The sequence below is a fragment of the Thalassotalea euphylliae genome, from assembly GCF_003390375.1.
GTDB classification, from domain to species: Bacteria; Pseudomonadota; Gammaproteobacteria; order Enterobacterales; family Alteromonadaceae; genus Thalassotalea_F; species Thalassotalea_F euphylliae_A.
Genome location: NZ_QUOT01000001.1, coordinates 3,539,902 through 3,564,385, shown reverse-complemented (window position 1 = coordinate 3,564,385; position 24,484 = coordinate 3,539,902). Strand labels below are relative to the sequence as shown.

Sequence of the window (24,484 nt, the reverse complement as noted above, 5' to 3'; positions counted from 1 at the left end):
AATAGAGCCACTTCAACGACATAAAAGCCCTGAAATGAAAGTAGTATTATCAGTATTTAGTAGAGGTATGGTTTTGTCAGTGATCAGTAAGCGACCTATAGATATTAATCAGTAACTGACGGAAATGAAAAAGCCCTTTGTAGCACGCTACAAAGGGCTTATACGAAACCGTTTAATCAACAATTTGTTCGGACAAATTACCGCTAAATTGGCTATTTTAGGCGGAAATATGCAGCGCCGTAGGCTGTTAATTCAACTTGCTTTTCATCTGCTTGCACGGCATCGAAACCATGTCCTGATAGTTGCTCAAGCAATTGTACTTGACCCAACTGATAGCACTGAGCGGCATCTGAAAAATTGAATACCGCGAGTACTTTCTGCCCTTCAAATTCTCGAGTAAAGGCTAGCACGCTATCGCTCGCTTCGAGGAATTCAATATCACCGTATAGCAATTCGCCCTGTTGCTTGCGCCACGCCATAAAGCCTTGGTAACGACTCAACATTGAACCCGCAACACCTTGCTGAGCATCAACGGCACTGGCAAGTTGGCTATCAACAACAGGTAACCAAGGTTGCTCAGCATTAGTGAATCCACCATGTTGTTCATTGGTGTGCCATGGCATAGGTGTACGACAACCGTCACGGCCTTTAAACGTTGGCCAAAAGGTAATACCGTAAGGGTCTTGCAACTGCTCAAAGGTTAGCTCAGCTTCAACCAAACCGAGTTCTTCACCTTGATAACTGCACACACTGCCGCGTAGCGAAGCTAACATTGCATTAAACATATTTACCTGAGCAGGATTTGCTTTGGTTTTGTCATGCTTATTCCAACGTGTGGCGACACGTTGCACATCATGGTTACCGATTGCCCAGCACGGCCAGCCGTCCGCCATATTGGTTTCTAATTCTTCAATGGTGTCGCGGATGTATTTCGGCGAACAATCTTCCGTTAACAGCTCAAAGCTATACGCCATGTGCAAACGCTTATCACCTTCTGTGTACTCAGCCATGGTTTGCAGTGAATCTTCAGAGGAAATTTCACCTAGCGTCACCACACCTGGGTACTTATCCATTAAGGCGCGGATTTCTTCCATGAACTCAACATTTTCTGGCTGAGTATTGTTGTAGTAGTGATATTGGAAGGCATAAGGGTTGTCTTCACTAAAGCCACGGCCTTTGCGATCTTCAATGGCTTTAGCAGGATTATCGCGTAATAACTTATCGTGGAAACAGAAGTTAATCGCATCTAAACGGAAGCCATCAACGCCTTTTTTCAACCAAAATTCAACGTTATCTAACACATGCTTGCGTACTTCAGGGTTGTGGAAGTTAAGATCGGGTTGCTCTGTTAAAAAGTTGTGCAAGTAGTACTGTTGACGTCTTGGCTCCCATTGCCAAGCTACGCCACCAAAAATCGACAACCAGTTATTCGGCGGTGAACCGTCTTGATTGGCATCAGCCCACACATACCAATCAGCTTTGGCATTGTCTCGGCTCTCGCGACTTTCCAAAAACCAAGGGTGCTGATCTGATGTATGGCTAAGGACTTGATCAATGATAACTTTAATATCTTTGGCTTTCGCATCAGCCATTAACTTATCAAAGTCAGCCATGGTGCCAAACATAGGATCAATATCACGGTAATCACTAATGTCGTAACCAAAGTCCTTCATTGGTGATTTAAAAAACGGTGAAATCCAAATCGCATCGACACCTAAGCTTTTGATGTAAGGAAGTTTGGCAATAATACCTTGCAGGTCACCAATGCCATCGTTATTGGCATCCATAAAACTACGAGGATAAATTTGATAGATAACGGCGCCGCGCCACCAAGGTTGTTGCTGCATGAGAATCCCATGATGTTTACATTACGCGCTCAGAAGTACAGCTTCCCCCTACCTTCTAGGCTCGCTATAAACAATTGTTAGTTATAGATGGTGCTCAGTATCTGGTATCTAGCAAGTGATGTGAACGGCCTGCATACGTATGCAAGCCAGCGTATGCAACAATATAGTTTGCATACGTATGTAGTTTGTTTCCAAACAGCTAATGACGCGATAATTTGGCACTAAAATACAAAATAAATAACAACTAATCGACGCCACTATGATGAAACTTAACAAGCCTCTCGTCCTCTCAAGCATGGCCTTGAGCGTGACGCTAGCACTTTCCGCCTGTAACGATTCAAATAACTCGAACGAAAGCGATAATAATACTTCGATTGTCGAGCAAGAAAACACTTCGACGCTCGCGCACTACTTAAACCGTGACATTCAAGATGATGTGTTTTATTTCGTCATGCCGGATCGCTTTCACAACGGTGATACTGCCAATGACCTAGGCTCCGAGAACATTGCAATTTCACGTGGCGGCTTTGATAAAACCAGCAAAAGTTACTATCACGGCGGTGACATAAAAGGCTTAACCGACAAAATTCCTTACCTAAAAGAAATGGGCATTACCGCCATTTGGTTAACCCCTATTTTGCGCAATCAAGCAGTGCAAGGTGATGTATCTGGCTACCACGGCTATTGGGTGCTCGATTTCACGGAAATAGACCCACACCTAGGCACAAACGCTGATTTAAAGCGCTTTATCGATACCGCACACGATGAGAACATTAAAGTATTCTTCGATATTATTACCAACCACACAGCTGATGTGATCCGCTATAAAGAATGCCATGGTGAAGGCGAAACTGCCTTTTCTGATGGCGAACAGCAGTGTGAATATAAGTCGTTGGCACAAGTTGCCGCAGGCGATAAGTACACACCGTTTGTGCCAGATGGTATGGAAAATCTAAAGGTACCTAGCTGGCTAAATGACACTAAGTACTATCACAACCAAGGTGATTCTACGTTCCAAGGTGAAAATTCTATTTATGGCGACTTCTTTGGTTTAGACGATATTAACACTGATGATCCAGAGGTAGTGGCGGGTTTAACAGAGGTATTCAAAGACATTATCACCGAATTCAAGCCTGACGGTTTTAGAATAGACACAGTTAAGCACGTAAATATTGAGTTCTGGCAAGCATTCTCGCCTGCCCTAGTTGAACATGCAAAATCGCAAGGTTTGCCCAAGTTCTTTATGTTCGGAGAGGTTTTCGATGGGAACCCTGATGTCTTGAGTCGATTCACCACCGAAGGCAAAGTGCCATCGGTACTCGATTTCGGCTTTGCCTTTGCGGTTCGCAACGTTTTAGTAGACCAAAAAGGTACAAGTGAATTAGCTAATTTGTTTGCGCAAGATGTTAAATATCGCGATCACGATAGCGATGAAAACCAACTACTTAATTTTGTCGGCAATCATGACTTTGGCCGATTCGCTTGGTATTTGCAGCAAAGCGAGCACAACTACGTTGAGGCAGAAAAACTTGCGCGTTTAACGTTAGCCCATCAAATGATGTACTTCCTGCGTGGTATCCCTGTGACCTACTATGGCACAGAACAAGGCTTTGTTGGTGACGGCGGCAACCATGACTCACGCCAAGATATGATGCCATCGCAAGTGGCGAGTTATAACGATGATGACCTGTTAGGTACAGATAAAACCACCGAGGATGACAACTTTGACCAATTGCACCCTTTGTATTTAGCGCTTAAAGAAATGGCAGAAATCTATCAAGCTCACCCTGTACTGCGCTACGGTCAGCAACAAGTTGTTCATAGCAATGACAAGGCTGAGATTTTTGCCGTGACGCGCACTTTGCCATCGGGCGAGCAATATTTGGTAGCGTTTAATACTGCCAACCACACTAGTAACGCCAATATATTGCTGTCGCAAAATGTCGAGAAGTTAATTTATCAATCCGGGGCAGCAGAGGGTAATTCGCAAAGTAACCAATTAAATCTAAACATGGCACCACTTAGCGTAGCAATTTTCCAATTGTCAAACTAGGCTAAGTCTCAGTCAGTTAAAAAAAAGGGCGCTTAGGCGTCCTTTTGTTTTCAATGTTTTACCTTTCTTTAATGCTGCAATTTATCAATGTATTACATCGATAGATTCGTATTATGCCTATCAAAGTTTAACGCACATCCTGCCAAGAAGGCTTGAATATCTTTTTCTTGGTATAAGTCACCCTTGCCCGGCTGATTTGGGTGTAACAGCGGAAACGCGCCATAGCCTGCCAATAAACAATGCCATGAGATCTCATCAAAATGGCTACTAATGTTTTTTCGTGCGATTTCTTTGGCAATATCGCCTCGGCTATACCAAACGTGAAGAATTTCCTTTAGCGAATCAGAAAGCTTCATATTGTCGCGGTTAGCTCGCCAATACTCACTGTCGTTTCGGGTATTCAGTTTATAGTGAGCAACTATGTAATCGCGCACCCGTTCAAATCGCTCTGAAACCAGTTCGTTATATTCCGCTTGATATTGAGCACTAAAGTGCCCTGCTTCAAGTTTTTGCATAAACAGCTCGATACTCACTTGCACAAGGTGCAGCGCTGTTGCTTCAAGTGGTTCAATAAAGCCTTGTGATAAGCCAAGCGCCAAACAATTATGTGACCAGTGTTGATTCAGTTGCCCGACTTTCATTTTTAAATGCCGAACTTCAACATTGTCATCTAACACACCAAGGTGTTGTCGAAATTCTTGCTCTGCTTGCTCCGCGCTAATAAAGTCTTGGCTATAGACATAACCATTGCCAAAGCGCTCTGTTAAAGGAATTTTCCAACACCAACCCGCCGACAATGCCGTTGATTCAGTTTCAACGGGAATCTGAGCAGCCTGCTCTGGCGAGTAAGGTGTTTGCAGCACCACTGCGGCATCATTGAACAAGTTTTCTTTGTAGGAGTTAAAACCCACCCCTAGTGTTTTTTCCATCAACAAGCCAGCAAAGCCAGTGCAATCAACAAAAAAATCAGCGGAAATAGCTTCCCCTTGATCGGTAACAAGTGAATTGATATTGCCATTTTCTAAACGGGTAATGTCGGCGATATGCGCTTGCTGGTAATCAACACCGAGACCCTGTGCAAATTCTGCTAAAAACTCCCCCAGTAATGCTGAGTTAAAGTGGTAACCGTATTCCATTTTAAAGGGGAAGTGAGCCCCTACCTTTGGCCCTTTCCCTTGACGTGCTAGGACACCATTAAGTAGAAAGTCTTCCGGTTGAATATGCGTGTCTAGGCCCATTCGGCGAGTTTGCGCATTCACCATAAAAGCGCGTTTGGTGAAAGTGTCTACTTGTGCAGGGAATGGGTGGCTATAACTGGTAATACCGGATGCCGGAGACCAATCATTAAAACGAATATTGAGTTTGTAAGTTGCCTGACAACGCGCCATCCACTGGTGCTCTTCAATGCCCAAGATTTCAAAAAAGCGTTTCAAGCTAGGCGTAGAGCCCTCGCCTACGCCAATAATACCAACATCAGGCGATTCCACTAAGGTCACTTTCACCTTATTGCCCCAGCGCTTGGCAAATAGATTAGCCGCCATCCAGCCTGCGGTACCGCCCCCTAGAATAACAATATTGAATGGCTTATTCATTGAGTGCACAACTCCTCGCTATTTTGTTAACTACCACTGACTTTCTAACTGACGCTATTTTCCAAGCTGACACTATTTTCCTAATTTGCAATAGTGAGCTAAAAACTCATCATGCGATGGTAGCTTACTGACCGGATCCGCTTTAATCGCTTTGATTTTTTTCAACGTCTCTTCAATATATTCAAGCGACATACTATTAGCCGTGGGGTGGTAATCTTTCGGAATAATGCCCTGCCCCACCATGACCTGAAGCCAAGAGTTCTCCAAGAATAAGTCGTTTTGATCGCGAAATAGACGACCATTCTCTTGGAACAAAGCAATTTTGTGGCGCAAGCTATCTGGAATTTCCATTGCCCGCATATCACGCCAAAACTGGCTATCGGTGCGCTCTGTAACGTGATAATGCAGAATTAAAAAGTCGCGAATTTGCTCAAACTCAACTTTCGATTGTTTATTGTATTCATCGACAATATCCGTCGTAATGCCTTGGTGTGGGAACAAGTGTACTAAGCGCACAACGGCCGACTGAATTAAATGAATACTGGTGGACTCCAGCGGCTCTAGAAAGCCACTAGCAAGGCCAACGGCAATCACATTTTTATGCCATTGCTGATAACGGCGACCGGTTTGAAAGCGAATGAGTTTCGGATCAGCAAGCGGTTTAGTGTCGATGTTGCTCATCAAAATATCAGCGGCTTCTTGCTGCGAGTAATGGCTGCTCGAGTAAACTAGGCCATTACCGTTTCGATGCTGCAGTGGAATACGCCATTGCCAGCCTGCACTATGTGCGATTGAACGGGTATAAGGTGCCGTTTTTTCATGTCGCTCTGTTGGCACAGCAAGCGCACTATCGCACTGCAGCCAATGACTCCAATCTTCGTAGCCAGTGCGCAAGGTGTCTTGAATCAGCAAGCCTTTAAAACCTGAGCAGTCGATAAACAAATCGCCTGTCACCTTTTGCCCACTTTTTAATACAAGTGCTTGAACACTGCCGCTTTGCTGACATTGAACAACCTGTTCAACCAAGCCTTCCGTGCGAACAACACCCAGCTTTTCACTAAACTTTCGCAAGTACTGAGCATACAACCCCGCGTCAAAATGATAGGCGTAAGGCATATCAATAATCGGATCTTTGCTTTTTATTTTGGCGAACTTGCCTGCTTCTGCACACAGGTAATTTAAGTCATATTGCCACAGCTGAGATTCGTCATCTAAACCACCAGCGCGTTTAAGCAAATGATGAAAATGGCAAAACGCCATGCTTTTGCCAATCGCGCCAAATGAGTGGTAGTACTGGTGACCTTGTTGTTTCCAATTTTCGAAACGAATAGCCAGCTTAATGGTTGCTTTGGTTTCCCTTAAAAACTCCGCCTCGTTAATGCCAAGTACAGAATTAAGCACTTGAATCGGGGGAATCGTGGCTTCACCAACCCCTACTGTGCCTATAGTTTCAGACTCAACGAGTTCAATGGCAACTGCCTCTCCAAGTAACTTTTTAAGTAAGGCTGCTGAAATCCAGCCTGCGGTGCCACCACCTAAAATGACGACTTTTCGGATGGGTTGAGAATGTAACATTGAAGATTCCGCTTTCGTTGAGTTGTTCATCATATATTGACGTTATTGTATAAGACTGCTTATCGTAATTATTGTTAATGTTTTATTTTTTATAATTTTCTAGCTTCTTAGTGTACCCACTTTTACAGCGAAAAAAGTGAGCTTAATCAAACTAGAGGAGCCAAAGTAAAAGAGCCAAAAACAAAAAACCTGCTAAATAGGAATTTAGCAGGTTTTATTCGCTAGGTTTACCGCATCAAATTAGAAGCGGTAGTTTAAGCCTAAGATAAAGTTACGGCCGAATGACTGATGACGTACCACTAAACGCGGATCGTCTAAGTTCACCTCAACATCGTCTTCATCTGTTAAGTTTTGGCCTTGCAACGTAATACGCAAGCCTTTTAACGACTCAATACCTGACGCATCAAAGTCGTAACCAATTTGTGCATCCCAAAGTTCAGCACCTTGGCGTGCAACTTCGGTTAACGCTAAGCTGGTACCACGAGTTTCAGTCACGAACTCATCACGCTTAGTACCCGAGATACGCACTTCCCAACCGTTATTTTCATAGTAAGCGGTGAATGAGTAAGACTCTTCAGACAAACCGGGAACACGGCCAGCAGGAACACCTGCCTCTTCGTTTTCGTCTAGCTCGCCATCAAGGTATGTTGCGCTCGCCACAATACCAAAGCCATCAAGTGCATCAGCAACTAAACGAAGTGGTAAACTTGCTTGGAATTCGTAACCGCGCACAAAACCTTCGAAACCATCAATGTTAGCATCAACAAAGCCGTTTAGGGTGGCTGGTGCATTGCCGTTTGAGTCTTGATGTAGCGATGGGATATACACTGGCGTGAAGTCAGTTAAGATTGACGTACTACGGTGCCAGTTTGTTAGTTCTTTGTAGAAGAAAGTCGCAGCAAAGTAGCCATCATCAGCGTAGTAGTTCTCGTAAGATAAGTCGAACTGGTTTGCTTCATATGGTTTTAACAGCGGGTTACCTGAGTTACCGCTCCATGGGCCATTTGAAGGATCTGCACTGTTAATTTGGTTATCGTTGTAGGCAAAAGTAGCACGCGCATTAGGACGCATATCATCGATACGTGGGCGTGTTAATACTTTTGCCATAGCGGTACGAACAAACTGATTTTCAGCAACTTCGAAACTTAAGTTTAACGTTGGTAGTAAGTCACCGTATGAGTCACCACCGCTAACAGGTGTTGCTTCAACAAAACCTTGCGCATTCTCAACCGTTGAGAAACCGAAAGATTCTTGGTCAACATCAACGTACTGCAAGCCGAAGTTACCGGTCATGTATACGCCGCCAAAGTCAGCATCTAGATCTACTTTTACGTAAACCGTGGTTTGCTCTTCGTTAACTGTGTAGGTATCGCCCAAGCGGTCTGTTTGTACTAATGACGCTGGCGTTTCTGTGTAATAACCGCTGCGGTACAAACCAACACTGTCGTAAGCTAAGACACCACCTAAACCTAGGAAGCTTAAGTCAGCAACACCCAACACATCCGGAATAGGACCGTCACCTGGGTATGTTGGTGCAGTTAAGTAATCACCTTCGTTGATCTTCTCTTTCTTGCGGTCTGCATAAGCCACACCTGCAGTTAGACCAGACACAATACCGTACTCAAGTACACCGTTAACTTCTAGACGAATGGCATCAAGCTCTTCTTCGAACGTTGGACGGTTAATAAAGCCATCTTGTGCATCTGCACCAATCACTGGCGCACCCCATGCTTGTGGGCCAGCTAAACGAATTAAGTTTTCATCGGTATAGTCGACATCAGATAATGTCGGGTGCGGACTAAAGAAGATGCCTGATGACGTTTGTTGCCATGAACGTGCTGGCGTTGGGCGACCGTCAGTACCTGCACGGCCAACACCTGAGTAGCTTTCTACGTCAATAATGTCTTTATCAACTTCACCTGTAGAGAAGTCAGCAACTAACGTCCAATCATCGTTAATCGCATACTCAATGTTTAAGCCGAATGTCGTTAATTCTGCTTCTTGGCTTAAGCCATCGTTACGAACAACAGAATGGAAGCCATCGTAAAAGCCAGAGGTTACAAAACCATCTTCAACGTTAGTTGAGGTGTAATTTACACCGCCCCAAATTAAACCTTCTTCAAGACCACGTTTCACGTCGTTTTCTTCGAAGTCGATGTATAAGGCATCAAATTGAATTTTTAAATCATCAGTTGGTGCATATTCAACAACTGCGGCAATTGAGTCACGCTCAAGCATCGCAGAACGAACAAACGAATCGTGGCCACCTATAATAAAATTGCCATCAGGATCTGTTGCATAGTTGCCGTCACCCCATGCGCGGAATTGCTCTTCCTGACGCGGCGTTTCTTGTGACGCAATAACAAGTGCTAAACCTAAAGTGTCGTCCATAAACTTATCAACATAGTTGAAAGATAAGCGATGGCCGTTGTTGTCAAAGTCAGGGTTTGCGGCTTCGTCACCGTTTTCTTCGTATGACGCGTTAAACGCTAGTGTGCGCTCAGTCGTGTTTAGTGGGCTAACCGTTTGTAGGTCTATGGTGCCACCAATACCTTGGTTTAATAAGCCAGCTTCTGGCGACTTGTAAACCACGATATTTGAAACAATTTCGGTTGGGTATAAGTCAAATTCAACACCACGGTTGTCACCCATACCTAAAAGTTCACGACCGTTAAGTGAAGTGGCAACGAAGTTTTCATTGAAACCACGTACCGATAAGCCACTAGTACGACCGTTACGACGCTCACCCGTTACACCCGGTAAACGCGACAAAGATTCTGCAATTGAAGTATCTGGTAATTTACCAATATCTTCTGCTGAAAGTACTTCAACAATCGACTTCTCACTCATTTTGATCGCTTGTGCGCGTTGTAATGAGCCGCGGATACCACGTACTTCAATAATTTCAACTTCTTGCTCTGCCGCTTGTTCGTCAGCGTTTTGGGCAAGTACTGGTAAGCTGGTCGCCATTAAACCACCAGAAACCATGGCAAGCGTTACTTTGCTTGGTTTGAACTTTAACATGTAGGTTTCTCCCCCGTTTCATCCTTGTTGTTTTAATTGTATTCAGCATCCCGCTGATGTGATGACTTCTTATTAATAATTGATAGTTCCAACGCCCCTCTCACATACAGCTCGTGACACTAAGCTCATGACATAGGTACAGATGGATATGCTAATAGTAATTTGCAGCCTAAGCTAAAAACACATTTTGCATACGTATTCATCTTTGTCAGCAATTACCAACAAGGCCAACAAAATCAACATGTAAGCGCTTTCAAAAAATTAAAAAACACAAGTTAATTTGTCATATAAAAGATGGGAAACTCTCGAAGAATAAATCGCCTGTACTATGACGTTAAGCACCTTAATTACTTGATTTATATGTGCTAGCGATTAACTCAATAGGAAGATAAAAAGGCATTATTCTCCTGTTTATTGGCTATTGTTGAATGAAAATCGTTATTTTATTAGCTAGGGGCGCGATAACTGCTTTCCTTGAATTATGGGATATTGAATACGTATGCAAACCCGTATGTTTGTCATATTACTTGGATGTTATTCGAGAGCAATTAGTAAGTAAGTTGAGTTTAATTTGGCTAGAGCACTGGTTAGAGCACGTCCAAATACATAAAAGCTTTGAAACCAAACAAACTTTTAGGGGCTTACTTAGGAGTAAAGAGTTTGTTGAAAAGTTAACTAAAACGTCCATGTTTTAGTGTCAATTAATATCTTAGTGCTTTTTAATTACAAGCTGTTGCTGCGACTTATTCAACGCTAGTTTCACCTGTAATTTTTGTGTGTCAGCGTCCCAAAATGCGCCAGCACTTGCTAGCGAATATGCGCGCTTAGAATGCAACAATGGCAGCTTCTTGTTCGCCCATAACACTTCCTTAGGGTTATGTGGCAAATGATGCACCATCAATTCAACCGCTTGGCTCGTTGCTAAACCAGTAAAACCCTTGCCAGATTGCCCAAAATCTATCGCTAGCTGGTTTGAGTTATTCGTCGCCTCAAATTGCCAAAGCTGGTAAGCCTTATTAGCCAAGCTATTCTGGCTGATACCATCATCTTGGTATAGCTGACCTGTGCTGTTAGCAATGCTATCGTGGTAATAATAATTCAAGTTAAACTGATTTGGATTGTAGGCTTTGGTGTTTTCAATGTCTGTGGTTGTTGGCACAAAGCTACCCGCACGAACAAATACAGGTAAGCTTGATAGCGAAACAGGATAAGCTTTCACTTCTCCTCCCGTCACCAGCTGCCCCGTAAAGTAATCAAACCACACGCCATCAGGAAAGTTAACATCAACTTGCGCTGCTCCAGCTTGCGTTACAGGAGTCACTAAAAAAGCATCTCCCCACAAGTAAGTGTTTTGCTCATCAATCAGCGATAGATCTTGTTCATTCTCGAACATGAGTGGGCGCATTAATGGCATGCCGGTCGTTGTGTTGTCAAACGCTAGCGTGTAGTTGTATGGCAATAAACGATATCTAAGCTTGATAAACTCTCGCACGATACGCTTGGTTTCTTCGTCGTGAAACACTGGCTCAGGCGCAATATGCTCTTGCGCATGTGGGCGATACACTGGCTGAAATACCCCATATTGCAACCAGCGGGTATACATTTCTGCGTCAAACGCTTCACCACCAGCAAAGCCACCAAGGTCAGAGTGGGTGTAAGCAAGGCCAAATAAACTCATTTGCAAGCTAAGCTCTACCTGCGGCTTTAAACCACCCCATGAACGGCTCACATCGCCTGTCCAAGGGATCATGCCGTAGCGCTGACTACCAAGAAACCCTGAGCGCATCATCACCATTGGTCGCTGATTTGGCACCAGCTCCAAACTTTTTTGATACACCATTTCCGCCCATTTATGTCCGTAAACATTGTGAACATTATCGCCGCGCACTTGCGAGCCATCAGCTAAGGTATGCAAAATATCATCAGGGTGCACTTCCGGCTCGCCCAAATCGCCCCACCAACCGGTAACGCCTTGCTCAGCTAAACGCTCGTATGCTTGATTAAACCACTGGGTGCCTTGCTCGTTAAATACATCCACCAGGCCAGTATTACCAAAGTAGAAATCAAAGCGATACGGCTCTCCTGCACTGTTGAGCGCTAACGCTTGGTTTTCAACGGCTTTTAACCACCGATTTGAGGTTGACAGAATAAAAGGCTCGGTAATCACAACCGTATTCACACCGTCAGCGCTTAAGTCAGCGATCATCTTTTCAGGCGTTGGAAAGGCTGTGCGATCCCATGCTAGGTTGCCCATATGCCCCTTGATGTCTTTGCCAAACCAGTACAAATCAAGCACCAACGCGTCTAACGGCATATCTTCTTGCTTAAAACGCTCGACAACATCGTAAACTTCCAGCTGATTGTGATAACCAAAGCGAGAAGCGAAGTTACCAAGTGACCAACGCGGTGGCAGCGGTTGCTTACCGGTTAGTTCCACGTAGTTTTTCACTAACGCTGGGTATGAGTTATCAGCCACAACAATATAACTGGCACGGCCACCAACGGCAGACAACTTAACGGTATTCGTCGCACTGCTGTCTAAGTCCAATTCCCCAGTCGCTGAATTGTCAAATAACAGCATGTATTTTTTCGATGAGAGCACGGCTGGCAGGCTGTAATACATTTGGCTTGATTCAGTGGTGTAGCCATAGTGAGCCTTATTGTAAAGCGGCAGTTTATGTCCCCTGCGATCCATCCCAAGCACACGCTGGCCACCACCAATAAGCTTTTCTTGCTCATCAATGGCAAAACTAAACGAAATGCCTGCTGGCTGACTGGTAAAGTCCGTTTGAGTTAATAACGGCTGACCATCACGCTGATAACGAATGGTAAGCGACGTTTTATCAACAATCGCCGTAATAGCACCATTGGTGACTTGTAAATTGCTAGGGGTTTCTGTTACTTGAAAGGCACTGCCTTTAGCATTGGGGGCAATGGCATACGAGGACAACTCCCGGTGATGCTCACTGGCAAACACAGCCTCAATAGCGTTGTGCTGGTATGCGGTCAACGTGAATGAAGCCTCATCACCGAGAATGTGAACGCTATGCTCCTTGACAGCATGCTCAATATAACTGGCTGATGCCATAAATGAACTGCTCGAAAGTACTAGCAAGCCTGTTATCAGGTAACGCATTGCTATTTCCCCCTGTTTTGATGTGGTACGTAATGCTTATTTTGTCGTTATCGATTGCACAATTAGAGCCTAGCGTATTCCTCAAAGAACTATGTAAATGTCTTGTTTAAAGCAAGCTACGCTAGGCATTCGCTATGCTTAGGAGATCAATAACCAACTGCATGAAATATTTATTTTTGTAGGTTCATTGTAATTATTTTGCTGGCTTGAGTGTTGATGGTAGCCCAGTTAAACGACTGAATACGTATGCAAATGATATCTTTGCTACCCAGACCTTTTACCATGGCAACCATAAAAACAACATGCTTTAACATAAGCAATTAGTCGGGGAATTTTGGATCATCATATGATTAGCAAACACGCCACACTACCAACACTTAGGTTACCAAGAGTCAAATTGACAAAAACTTTACAACCGTCATTACTGTTACCAACACTTGTACTGCCAACAATGCTACTGACAACTGGCTGCCAGCCAATTAGCGACGAGTCAACCAGCAAAAGCCAAGGCAAGCAACTAGTCACCGATGATATGGCCACTGGCGATTTAATTAATATCGACAAACAAGCATCATCTTTTAGCGCGCATTGGCTAAGTCAAAACGTGATAGTGCTGGCAAATGCAAACGCGAAAAAAAGTTATCGTTTAGCCACTCAGTCAATCACGCCCGCTACCAACCAGCTTTCAGGCCAACAACTAAGTACAAAGTTAGTGCCAATTGATTTTCCACCAGCATTAGCTATCAAGTTTCCACACTTATCAGAATTCCAAGCTTTTACTGTGAGTATTGCTCCAGCAACAGCAAAAACTTGGTTAAAGCAACCGCTGTATGTATTTGAGCAGACGGCTAACGGTAAAACTGGTCAACATAAAACAGCTCAGCATATTGTTGCCTATGTGCAAACTGGCGCTGTTATTGACGATTTATACACACGCGAAGCCAATGACGCCGATGAGGTCAATGATCTAGGGGCGAGTGTTTTAGATGGCGCAGTTAACGTTAAACTTTGGGCACCAACAGCACTTTCGGTCGACTTATTGTTATTCAACCAAGATAAATCGCCAGCAGCTCCAGCACAAATGGCAATGGGGTTCGATGAGCAGACAGGTGTTTGGCAAACCAAGTTGCCAACCAGTGCCGAAACACTGTTTTATCAATACCGAATTAGTGTTTACCATCCAGCAACGGGCAAGGTTGAAGAAATTGTTACCACGGATCCCTACTCGCTGAGCTTGTCGACTAATAGTGAATACAGTCAGATTGTCAATTTAAATGCCAATTACACTCAGCCGAAAAATTGGGAAAGCCAAGCGCAACCGGCGCTTGCCGCATCAGAGGATGCAGTTTTATATGAAGTGCATATTCGCGACTTTAGCGCCAATGAGGCAAAGCTCTCTAACACTGCATATCGCGGAAAATATAAAGCCTTTACTGAGCAAAATTCAGATGGCATGAACCACCTCAATACACTCAAAGACGCTGGCCTTAACCATATTCACCTACTCCCCGCATTTGATATAGGTACGGTGAATGAAGCGCAAGGCGAGGCGTTTGATTTACACTCAACCGTTGGTGATATTTGTCAAAAACAACCAAACATTAGCCTGTGTAGCCAAAACCTAGACGCCAAGCTATCGCTCAAGCAAGTGCTATCGCAATTTGACCCTATGGGCAGCGAAGCACAGGCACTTGTTACCGAGCTGAAAACCTTTGACAAGTACAACTGGGGCTATGATCCATTTCACTACACAGTGCCAGAAGGCAGCTATGCCGTAAATCCAGACGGTATTAGTCGTATTGTTGAATTTCGTGAAATGGTCCAGCACCTGCACAATTTGGGTTTTAGGGTCGTGATGGATGTGGTTTATAACCATACACATAAAGCTCGCCTAGAGCGCACGGCAGTACTTGATAAGATAGTGCCAAACTATTACCAGCGTTTGCACCCACTAACAGGTGACATTGAACAATCAACCTGTTGCGACAACACGGCCACCGAGCGCACTATGATGGCCAAGCTGATGACAGACTCGTTAGTTGTGTGGGCACGCGATTATAAAATTGACAGTTTTCGTTTTGATCTAATGGGCCACCAACCCAAAGACTTGATGTTAGCAGCGCGAGATGCCGTGCGAGCTGTTGACCCAGACACCTACTTTTACGGCGAAGGTTGGAACTTTGGCGAAGTGGCGAACAATCGTCAATTTATCCAAGCTTCTCAACTTGAACTGGCTGGCACCGAAATAGGTACATTTAGTGATCGTTTACGCGACGCCGTGCGCGGCGCAGGCTTTAATATTCAAGGGGACGATATTCGCCGCCATCAAGGCATTGGTAACGGCCTTAACGTAAAGCCAAACGAATTAACTTCAGCGCATGCTACAGATAGTCATGCCAACAAACCTGACTATGGCTTACTGCTTGATCAGTTGCGCGTTGGCCTAGCGGGCAACCTAGCTGATTACCCACTTATTGATCACGATGGCACAACCGTTACTGGTAAAGACATTCTCTATGGTGGTCAACCAACCGGATACGCGCACGATCCTGCCGACACCATCAACTATGTCTCGAAGCACGACAATCAAACCTTGTGGGACAACAACCAATATCGTAACGCCACTGACTTAACGACAGCAGAGCGCGTCCGTTTACATAATCAAAGTTTGTCTTACCCATTGTTGGCGCAAGGCATTCCATTCTTGCATATGGGTTCAGAATTTTTGCGTTCAAAGTCTTATCTGCGTGACAGCTATGACTACAGTGATTGGTTTAATCGCGTCGACTTTAGCAAACAGCAAAACTTTTATTCCGCAGGTTTGCCGCCAGCAGAGAAAGATCAAGCTAACTGGCCGCTTATTTCTCGCTTACTCGCCGCAAATGAAGGGCGTGACAAGCCAAGTGCTAACGACATTGGGTTTGCTAGCGATGTATTTACCGATTTCTTGGCAATTCGCACTAGCACACGTTTGCTGCGCTTAACGAATAAGCAAGACATTATCGATAAGCTAAGCTTTTTAAATACGGGTAAAAACCAACAAAGCGGCCTCATTGTCATGCATATTGATAACGGCAAAGGGCGTGCATTAGCAGATGATTTTCAGCAGCTGTTGGTGGTATTTAACTCAGCGCCATCTGAACAGTCGTTTGAGCTTAATAGCGCTTCTAAAATGAGAGTAGGCCTTAAAAATATCAGCGAATTCACCTTGCACCCTCGCCAGCAAGATGGCGCTGACAAGATAGTGAAAGCCAGTAAAATTACCGCCGGTGTTGTGACTGTGCCAGCTTTTACCACCGCCGTATTTGTGCAACAAACAACGCCAGCCGCAAATTAAGAGTAATTTAATTTATGCAAAAAACATTTTTCAATAAGTTAGCAACCAAAACAGCTGGCAAGTCGTTAACCGCGATCGCAGCTGTGCTGCTAACACATTCATCCTTAGTAAGTGCCGCAGCTGCTTCCGAACTAGCTAGCACGGCGGTGGCAGCGAGCAAAACAGATAATGTAAATGTAAGCTATCAAATCAAACATTTAGAGCCCAGCTCTTGGTGGGTTGATATGAAAAGCCCTGCGCTTCAGTTGTTGGTGCATGGCGATAATATCAGCGAACTGACACCGCAAATAAAAGCCGATAAGGTCGTTATCAAGCAAATTAACAAGGTTGCTAACCCCAATTACCTGTTTGTCGATGTGATCATTCGCGAAGGCACAAAACCACATCGCTTTAATATCGATTTTTTACAAGACAACGAAGTGGTTATCAGCCACCCTTATCAACTGAAAGCACGTAATAAAACCTCTGCAGCCGATATTAGTTTTAGTGCCAAAGATGTTATTTACTTAGTGACGCCTGACCGATTCGCTAACGGCAACCCTAATAATGACCAAGTGCCCCAGCTGCTGGAAAGAAAAAACCGCACGGCACCTGGTGGCCGCCACGGTGGTGATTTACAAGGTATTATTAATCACCTCAATTACATTGAAGACATGGGCTACACTCAGATTTGGCTCAACCCAGTGGTCGAAAATAATCAGCAAGAATATTCCTATCACGGCTATTCAGCCACTGACTTTTATCAAATTGACGCTCGCTTTGGCGACAATGCGCTTTATAAAAAATTAGCGACCGAAGCCCAGAAACGTGGTATCGGGCTGATTATTGATGTGGTATTAAATCACAGTGGCTCAGGTCACTGGTGGCACAACGACCTACCAACTGAAGATTGGTATAACAACCAAGGCAAGGTATACGTAGGTACCAATCATAAGCGCGAGGCACTGCACGACCCTTACGCCGTTAACGCCGACAAGCAGCTATTTAGCGATGGTTGGTTTGTGCCAACTATGCCAGATCTTAATCAACGTAATTCATACCTAGCTAACTACTTAATTCAAAATACCTTGTGGTGGATTGAGTACGCCAACCTGTCGGGAATTCGCGTTGATACATACTCTTACCCTGATAAAGCGTTTTTAACGCAATGGACAAAACGCGTGACCGACGAATATCCCAATATCAATATTGTCGGCGAAGAATGGTCAACCAATCCAGCTATTGTCGCCTATTGGCAAAAAGGCGCTAACACACACGATGGTTATCAATCTTATTTACCCAGTGTGATGGACTTCCCAATGCAAGACTTGCTCGTTAAAGCGTTAACGAATAAAGAAAGCTGGAATACGGGGCTCAATCAGCTATATCAGGTGCTTGCTAATGACTTTTTATACGCAGCGCCAGAAGATTTAGTGATTTTCCCAGACAACCACGATATGAGCCGTATCTTCACGCAATTAAATGAAGATTACGAGTTGTTCAAAATCGCGATGACCTACCTAATGACAACCCGTGGCATTCCACAGGTTTTCTATGGTACCGAGATCTTAATGGCTAATCCGGGCACTACAAATCACGGTGTGATACGTACCGACTTCCCAGGCGGCTGGCAAGGTGATGACGTGAGTGGGTTTACTGGCAAAGGATTAACGTCAACCCAGAAAAAAGCGCAAGAATTTATGCGTAAATTGATGAACTGGCGTAAAAACACGCCGACCATTCACCACGGAGAACTTCGCCACTACGCACCAGAGAGCGGCGTTTACGTATATTTCCGATATGACGAGCTGAACAAGTACATGGTGGTGATAAACAAAAACGCCAGTGAGGTTACGCTTGCAATGGAGAAATATTCAGAACTCTTAGGTAAAGCCAAAAGCCTTATTCCAGTGCTAAATAATAAGCCTATTGCGATTCAAGAAAATATGTTGATGCCAGCAAAGACAGCGACAATCTTTCAAGTACGATAGTGAGTAAATGTTTAACCTCAGCTCTGGATAACTACCTGAAGAAATTTGTTTTTCACTATTTCTTATCCTAACCTGAGGTTATTTAACCTCAGCTCCGGATAACTAATGTGCTTCTAGCGGCTATTTTTACTGCTACCTGCGTTAAATTTACTTGCAATAGACCAGCTATTGACGCGCAAATTTGCCTTGATATCAGCAAAAATTTCTCACCAGAAGATAACGTTGAGCATAACTACTTGAATAAATTTGTTATTCACAATTTCTTATCCAAACCTGAGGTTATTTAGCCAAAACTTAATAGCCATTACTTTAAAACAAGACTTAAAAATTAATAAAGCCTGCTAAGTGCAGGCTTTTTCTTGGTAATTTTTCTTGGTAAAAAATGGCGTTATTTGCGCAGTAGAAAGTAAATCAACCGTTTATATTCATCGATATTAGTGATTTGGCTGGCCAATGGCTTGTATCGCCCATTAATAATAAGGTTAGGTAAATTAGACTCGCCTTGTGCCTTTAACGCTTTAGCAGTTTGTTGCATTTCTGCAAGCTGCATGTCGATACTATAGCTGCCAAGGCTACTATCAAACATAAACTCGTTACCACCAACTGAAATAAACAGTTTTCGAACATCGTCCACCGTTTTAAAGTCTAGTTTTTTCTGATGTATATGGTCGAAAATTGCTTCAACAACTTGGTCTCGCATCCTCATTTTATCTGCGATTAACACTGCACTGGTCAATAAATTCTCGACCTCAGCTGAACGATTGGGTTGACCTGTGACATGGTTTTTAACATAGCTAGCACGGCGTGGGATACGCTTAACCAACTGCTGCATAAACTCTTGTTGGCTATAACACTGCTTGCAGTAAAAAGAAAAAAACTCTCGAATTTCTTGTTGTTGGCTCTTAGGTAAATCAAGCACACGATAGTGTCTGCCTTCAACAAACTCATCAGCAGCGACAGAAAAGTTAAGTAAAGGCAAGATTACGCCAATAAGCACTAATAGCTTCCACGGCATGTTTACATCCTTTTCTTTTAATTATTCTTAAAACATTGGAAAACAGCTAGATAAGGGCTGATTTAGATATAAATACCAATTTCAATAAATACTCGATCATTCTGGCTGGTTAAAATGCTCATTAACTGCGTTGTTATTTTTGAAATTAGAATAACTAGTTAACAAAAAATAACGCCTTGTTTATGAACCTTTTTCCTACGCCATAATTGCTCAATTAATTAATTCAATTGGTATAAATGTGTTTCGCTTGTTCACTTTTTATTGTCTTCTTATCGTTAATAATAAGAGAAAATAGCGATAGATCAACAAGATCGTGTATTTTACGATCAAATAGGTGACATTTACGTGACTAATTGCCTAAGTTCAGCAGATAATCATTACTGAGAGTGCGCAAGTTATCGTTAGCCTTGAACTAGCTCCTTAAAGCAATAAACAAGGAAGTATTCAGCGAAGAGTATGGAGCTAATCAAACTGATAATCTAGCTTAACGCCAACAGTGCGCCCTTGCATTAACGAAGCATCTTCATCAGCACTGGCAAACGCCAATTCATCCGTTAAATTTTTACCATAAAAATGCAGTGTAAACTTTGATGTGAGCGATTTACTCAATGATGCTTGCCACAAAAATCGATGTGCTCTTGTCACTTCACCACTGCCTACTTCGGACTGATTCTTTAGCCAAGTTAACTGGTTGCTAAATTCAATCCCTCGCCATTGCCATTGGGTATGCCAACTCAATTTGGCTGGTGTTAAATCAGCTAACGTATCGCCTTGCTTGTCTTCACCTTGTTGATAATGACCAAGCCACTGCATACTCATTCCGCTATCACCCTGCCAACGCACGCTTGCTTCAATACCCTGAATATCCGCTCGACCTAAATTTCTATAGCTGCGAAAACTCTCACCTTGATCATTTTGGCTGGTAAACCGTTCAATGTAATCATCAAGTCCGTAGTAGTAACCCGCAACATCAATAGACCAAGCTGAGTTGATTTGGTATAGCCAGTTTAGCTGAGCGCCTCGGCTTTGCTCAGGTGCCAATTCAGAATTACCTAACGTAGTGCCACGTGGCGTTTCGCCAGCAAAGTAAAGTTCTGACAAGGTAGGAAAGCGAAAACCAGTTGCCATTTCAGCGCTTAACATATGCTGTGTGTTAAGTTGATAGCCAATGCGAAAGCTAGCACTAAACTGCTGATCATCACGTGACTGCTTACTAATAAACTGCGTTTGATTGATGTGGTCAAAACGTCCACCGAGATCGAGTTGCCAATTCTGCCACTGCCAATGCCAGTCACTAAATAAAGCAATATTATCTTGCTTGCCATCCACTAATGGTTGCGCAAAGTTCTGCTGGCCGCCTAATGAAAATTCAGATTCAGCTATCTTTACGCCGCGCCTTGCCAGCCATTCAACACCTAATCGCCCCTGCCCGCCAACAGCGTCAAGACTTGCCAAGGCAAGCGCTCCTAAGGTATGACTTTGGTACTGGGTTAGATTTCGTCGATTGCCAACACGTAAGGTATCTGTCTCCCAGTTTTGATAATGCTGATATAGCTGTACAAACCAGTCTTGATCTTTTTGCAATGAGAGCTGCGAAAGCCAATGCTCATCAGTTGGGTACTGCACTACGCGATCATTAGGAAATTGACTTGAAGATTTACCAATATCGTTACCTTGCGAAACAATGGTACTGCCATTTACGGTAAAGCCTTGCCAAGTCTGGCTAAATTTGAGCAATGCTGAGCGCTGCTCAAAATCACTGTCGAGTGGCGTATTGTCAGCGGCACTCGCCTGATTTGCATGGCGATAAGCAAATCCGGTTTGCCATGTTTCACTGCCCCACAGTAAAGCTGAATTAGTCGCTTGATCGTCACTTTGCGCACTCGCCGTTAGCTTTTTAGTGCCTAGCTCGGCAGAGATCAAATTTATCACGCCACCCATGGCCTCAGAGCCATATAGAGTAGCACTTGGACCTTGCTGAATATCAATTCGAGCCAATAGCTCACTATTGATAAACGACGCTGAATTGCCAGCACGTCTATCGGTAATAATGGGAATACCATCAACCTCAGTGCGAATGCGAGAGCGACTAAAACCGCGAATACTATAACTTTGAAACAAGCCACCTTGCCCATTCAAGCTAATGCTCGGCGCATTGATTAGCCAATCGGCAATCGTAGGGTTAACAGTAGCGCTATCCATTATCTCAATGCTCGACATGGAATTATCGACCAACTGGCTAGATAGTAAATGGCTTCGTGAGCCACTTACCTGCATCACCTCAATTGCACTAAACGCCTGTGTCGCTGGTAAGTTGGGAAGCTCCTCTGCACGCAATTTGCCATGACCCAAAGCTGCGCCGATTAAAGCGCAATAGATAGGAGATAATTTGGCAAAATGAGAAAACGTCATAACAACCTATGTGATTCACTGATAGCGCACTAAAAGAGCATCGGCTAAGTGAGTTAGCAGAGCTAGGCTATCTAAAAGAAAGCTACGCCAAACAAAACTAAGCAAAACAATTAGGGTCGTGAGTGTAGCTATATTTAGCTTAATGTCGATACCTAACAGCCGACGATCGATGTCAGGTATCTAATTTGCGACGAACTGTTACGAAAACTTGCCAACGGCAGTTTCAGCAATTACCCAAAGTTTGGCTACTAATAACTACAACTGCCATGCATAGCTAAATTTGGTGAAAATACTACGCTGATCTCGCTCTAAATTTTCCAACGAATCATCTTGAAAGCCGCCATCGGAATAGCCTATGAAAAACAAGGTTTGCGGATTGATTTTGTAGGAATAAATTAACTGAGTGGCAAAAAATCGCTCAGTCGCTTGAGGTCGGTCATCAATGGTGTCGTATTGGTATAAATCGACATTGCGATCAATATCTGTGTACTGCACGACAAGTTTAATAATGCTGCGTAAATCAAACTGATAATTAATGCGAAAATCCATTTGGTTGGCGGTAAATAAGCGCCCTTCATCAACATCAAGCTCAAAGAAATTATAGGCAATATCTAACTTTAAATGTTGATTCACATCCCACAGTATTCTTGGCTCTAACACAATAGCGTCGCCAAGCTGCGTATTGGCAAAGTCTACTTGATCGCCAACTCGAATAAAGTTTGCCAACTCAAGCCCAGCAATTGGGGTAAATTCTGCATAAACCATGTACTGGGTTTCATCAAAATATTGCTCGTCAAACAAGCGCTCACGCGTCACAACACCAAAATTGCTATAAAACTGAGATTGCCCTTGCAAGTTGCCGTGAATCTCATACTCACGTTCAAGCAAGTTACCCGCTTGATCGTAGGTGGCATCCCAGTCACCAAAAACACCCCAACGGTGGAACCAGTTATCTTTTTCACCATACCAAGTGTAGCGTCCACCTAATACGGCTCGTTCAAAATCAACCTTAGAAACAAAGCCTAAGTCAGAGCGAAAATCCTCCCCCACATTTCGATATGAAGCACGCAAATTATAATCACGAGTTTCGCGCCCGTAACGAATGCTGTAAGCATGGTCTTGCTGCTCTTCGTCTAACTCAAAATCGTTTTGTACACTCTCTGGGTTTTGCGTATCAGCAAAGGCAAAATTGACTCGTAAACTGTCGGTATCAGAAAACCAGTAGTTACCATCAATTGATGCCAGTGTGTTGCGATAATCATCGCCACTGCGATTAGTCATTAACACGCCGACATTGTGACGCTCCCCAAAGTCCACTTTATAACGGGCTAGTGCCACGTCTGACTCTTGCGATAGTTCAGCAATGTCAGAGCCGAGTGCGCCAGGGATCAAAAAATTCGTGTGTTTATCGTTAGCAACAAGCACACCGTAGCTGTGATTTTCGGTTTTCCCTGTCAGCTTTACGCCGTAATCTGGCTCAACTATGTTGCGCGTGTGAACAAAGTTAAACTCTGCGACATCAAAATAAGACGCCCCATCCAAGAAAAACGGTCGCTTTTCAGGAAAGAACAACGAAAACGTATTGTTCACGTCTAACTGACTTGAATCTGCTTCTACTTGAGAAAAGTCTGGATTAATCGTGGCATTAAGTACCATATCTTGGGTAATGCCCCAACGCACATCTAACCCAGGTTCAACTTCGATATCACCTTGTTGCCAGTCGCCTGGAACTTCTGGCTTTTCATCAAAGCGAGAAATGGTCAGCGTTGGCGTTAGCTGAAAGTTATTACCGGCTTTGGCAGATTCAAACCCAACAAGTTGGTCAAATTGGCATAAGTTACACTTTAAGTTGCGGTCGTTTTTATAGCTTGCCAATTCATAACGCACTTCGCGTGGGTAAATACGACGACCGGCAATATTCCACGTTAAGCTCCCCGCTCGCTCTGGGAACCTGAGTGCATTAAATGGGATAACCATTTCAACCACATAACCAAAGTCGGTGATTTGACCCGCACTATCCCAAATCGCGTCCCAGGAATCATCATCGTCCCAACCATTACTGTCATCCATACGTAAATCGGCTTGAATACCTAATGGGTTAACATAAAACTCGTAGCCACTGCGCTCATCATTGAACGTATCAATGACAATACCAACATGATCATCACGCCATAAGCTGTCGCGATCACGCAATACGGCGCGAATATCGCTTGGATTAGGGTCATATGCTTTAAAGGCAATATGCAATGCTTGCCCGTTTTCGAAGACCAGCATTTGCGTTTTTACTGGCGCAGTTTGACCTTCTGCTGGACGATTTTCATAAGCAAGGTCAATCACTAGCGCACTTTGCCAAATCGCTTCGTCAAGTTTTCCATCCGTTTCAATGGATGTTGAAAAGTGAGGTAATTGGTAATTTTTTGCTGGCTCGGCATAAGCAGCAATTGAGCTTTGCGTAAGGACTAACGCAGCTCCTATCGATAAGAGTTTTTTCAGTGACATGTAATAAAATTTATTATTGGAACG

At 43.8% G+C, this 24,484-nt stretch carries 11 protein-coding genes; 3 read left to right on the top strand and 8 right to left on the bottom strand.

The features are described from left to right. Nucleotides 1-212: 212 nt before the first annotated feature. Nucleotides 213-1,847 (bottom strand): alpha-glucosidase family protein, encoded by a 1,635-nt coding sequence (locus DXX94_RS15580; RefSeq protein WP_116017306.1) that lies wholly within the window; start codon nt 1,845-1,847, stop codon nt 213-215. 259 nt (nt 1,848-2,106) lie between these two features. On the opposite strand from DXX94_RS15580, the gene DXX94_RS15575 reads away from it, so the two are divergent. Beyond that, nucleotides 2,107-3,900 carry an alpha-amylase family glycosyl hydrolase gene (locus DXX94_RS15575; protein ID WP_258872190.1) on the top strand — a complete coding sequence of 598 codons (1,794 nt, stop codon included), beginning with the start codon at nt 2,107-2,109 and terminating at the stop codon, nt 3,898-3,900. A gap of 92 nt (nt 3,901-3,992) precedes the next feature. Here DXX94_RS15575 and DXX94_RS15570 read toward each other — a convergent pair whose 3' ends face one another. The 4 genes from DXX94_RS15570 to DXX94_RS15550 form a co-directional block, all read right to left on the bottom strand. Beyond that, nucleotides 3,993-5,492, bottom strand: a complete 1,500-nt coding sequence (locus DXX94_RS15570; RefSeq protein WP_116017302.1) for a tryptophan halogenase family protein — start codon at nt 5,490-5,492, stop codon at nt 3,993-3,995. Between the two features lie 72 nt (nt 5,493-5,564). Next, nucleotides 5,565-7,067 (bottom strand): tryptophan halogenase family protein, encoded by a 1,503-nt coding sequence (locus DXX94_RS15565; RefSeq protein ID WP_116018579.1) that lies wholly within the window; start codon nt 7,065-7,067, stop codon nt 5,565-5,567. Nucleotides 7,068-7,307: 240 nt separating this feature from the next. After that, nucleotides 7,308-10,091 carry a TonB-dependent receptor gene (locus DXX94_RS15560; RefSeq protein ID WP_116017300.1) on the bottom strand — a complete coding sequence of 928 codons (2,784 nt, stop codon included), beginning with the start codon at nt 10,089-10,091 and terminating at the stop codon, nt 7,308-7,310. Nucleotides 10,092-10,800: 709 nt separating this feature from the next. Continuing rightward, on the bottom strand, nt 10,801-13,227 hold the full coding sequence (locus DXX94_RS15550) for a glycoside hydrolase family 31 protein (protein ID WP_116017296.1): 2,427 nt from the start codon (nt 13,225-13,227) through the stop codon (nt 10,801-10,803). A gap of 397 nt (nt 13,228-13,624) precedes the next feature. On the opposite strand from DXX94_RS15550, the gene pulA reads away from it, so the two are divergent. Further along, on the top strand, nt 13,625-16,564 hold the full coding sequence (pulA, locus tag DXX94_RS15545) for a pullulanase-type alpha-1,6-glucosidase (protein ID WP_181901574.1): 2,940 nt from the start codon (nt 13,625-13,627) through the stop codon (nt 16,562-16,564). A gap of 14 nt (nt 16,565-16,578) precedes the next feature. Next, on the top strand, nt 16,579-18,534 hold the full coding sequence (locus DXX94_RS15540) for a glycoside hydrolase family 13 protein (RefSeq protein WP_116017292.1): 1,956 nt from the start codon (nt 16,579-16,581) through the stop codon (nt 18,532-18,534). A gap of 388 nt (nt 18,535-18,922) precedes the next feature. Here DXX94_RS15540 and DXX94_RS15530 read toward each other — a convergent pair whose 3' ends face one another. The 3 genes from DXX94_RS15530 to DXX94_RS15520 all read right to left on the bottom strand — a co-directional run bounded on the left by DXX94_RS15530 (nt 18,923) and on the right by DXX94_RS15520 (nt 24,460). Beyond that, nucleotides 18,923-19,549, bottom strand: a complete 627-nt coding sequence (locus tag DXX94_RS15530; RefSeq protein ID WP_116017288.1) for a hypothetical protein — start codon at nt 19,547-19,549, stop codon at nt 18,923-18,925. A gap of 462 nt (nt 19,550-20,011) precedes the next feature. Then, entirely contained in the window at nt 20,012-21,961 is a 1,950-nt protein-coding gene (locus DXX94_RS15525) for a TonB-dependent receptor (RefSeq protein ID WP_116017286.1), read from the bottom strand. A 255-nt stretch (nt 21,962-22,216) separates the two neighbouring features. After that, a complete protein-coding gene (locus DXX94_RS15520; protein WP_116017284.1) occupies nt 22,217-24,460 on the bottom strand; it encodes a carbohydrate binding family 9 domain-containing protein in 2,244 nt (747 codons plus the stop codon). Between the last annotated feature and the right edge of the window lie 24 nt (nt 24,461-24,484).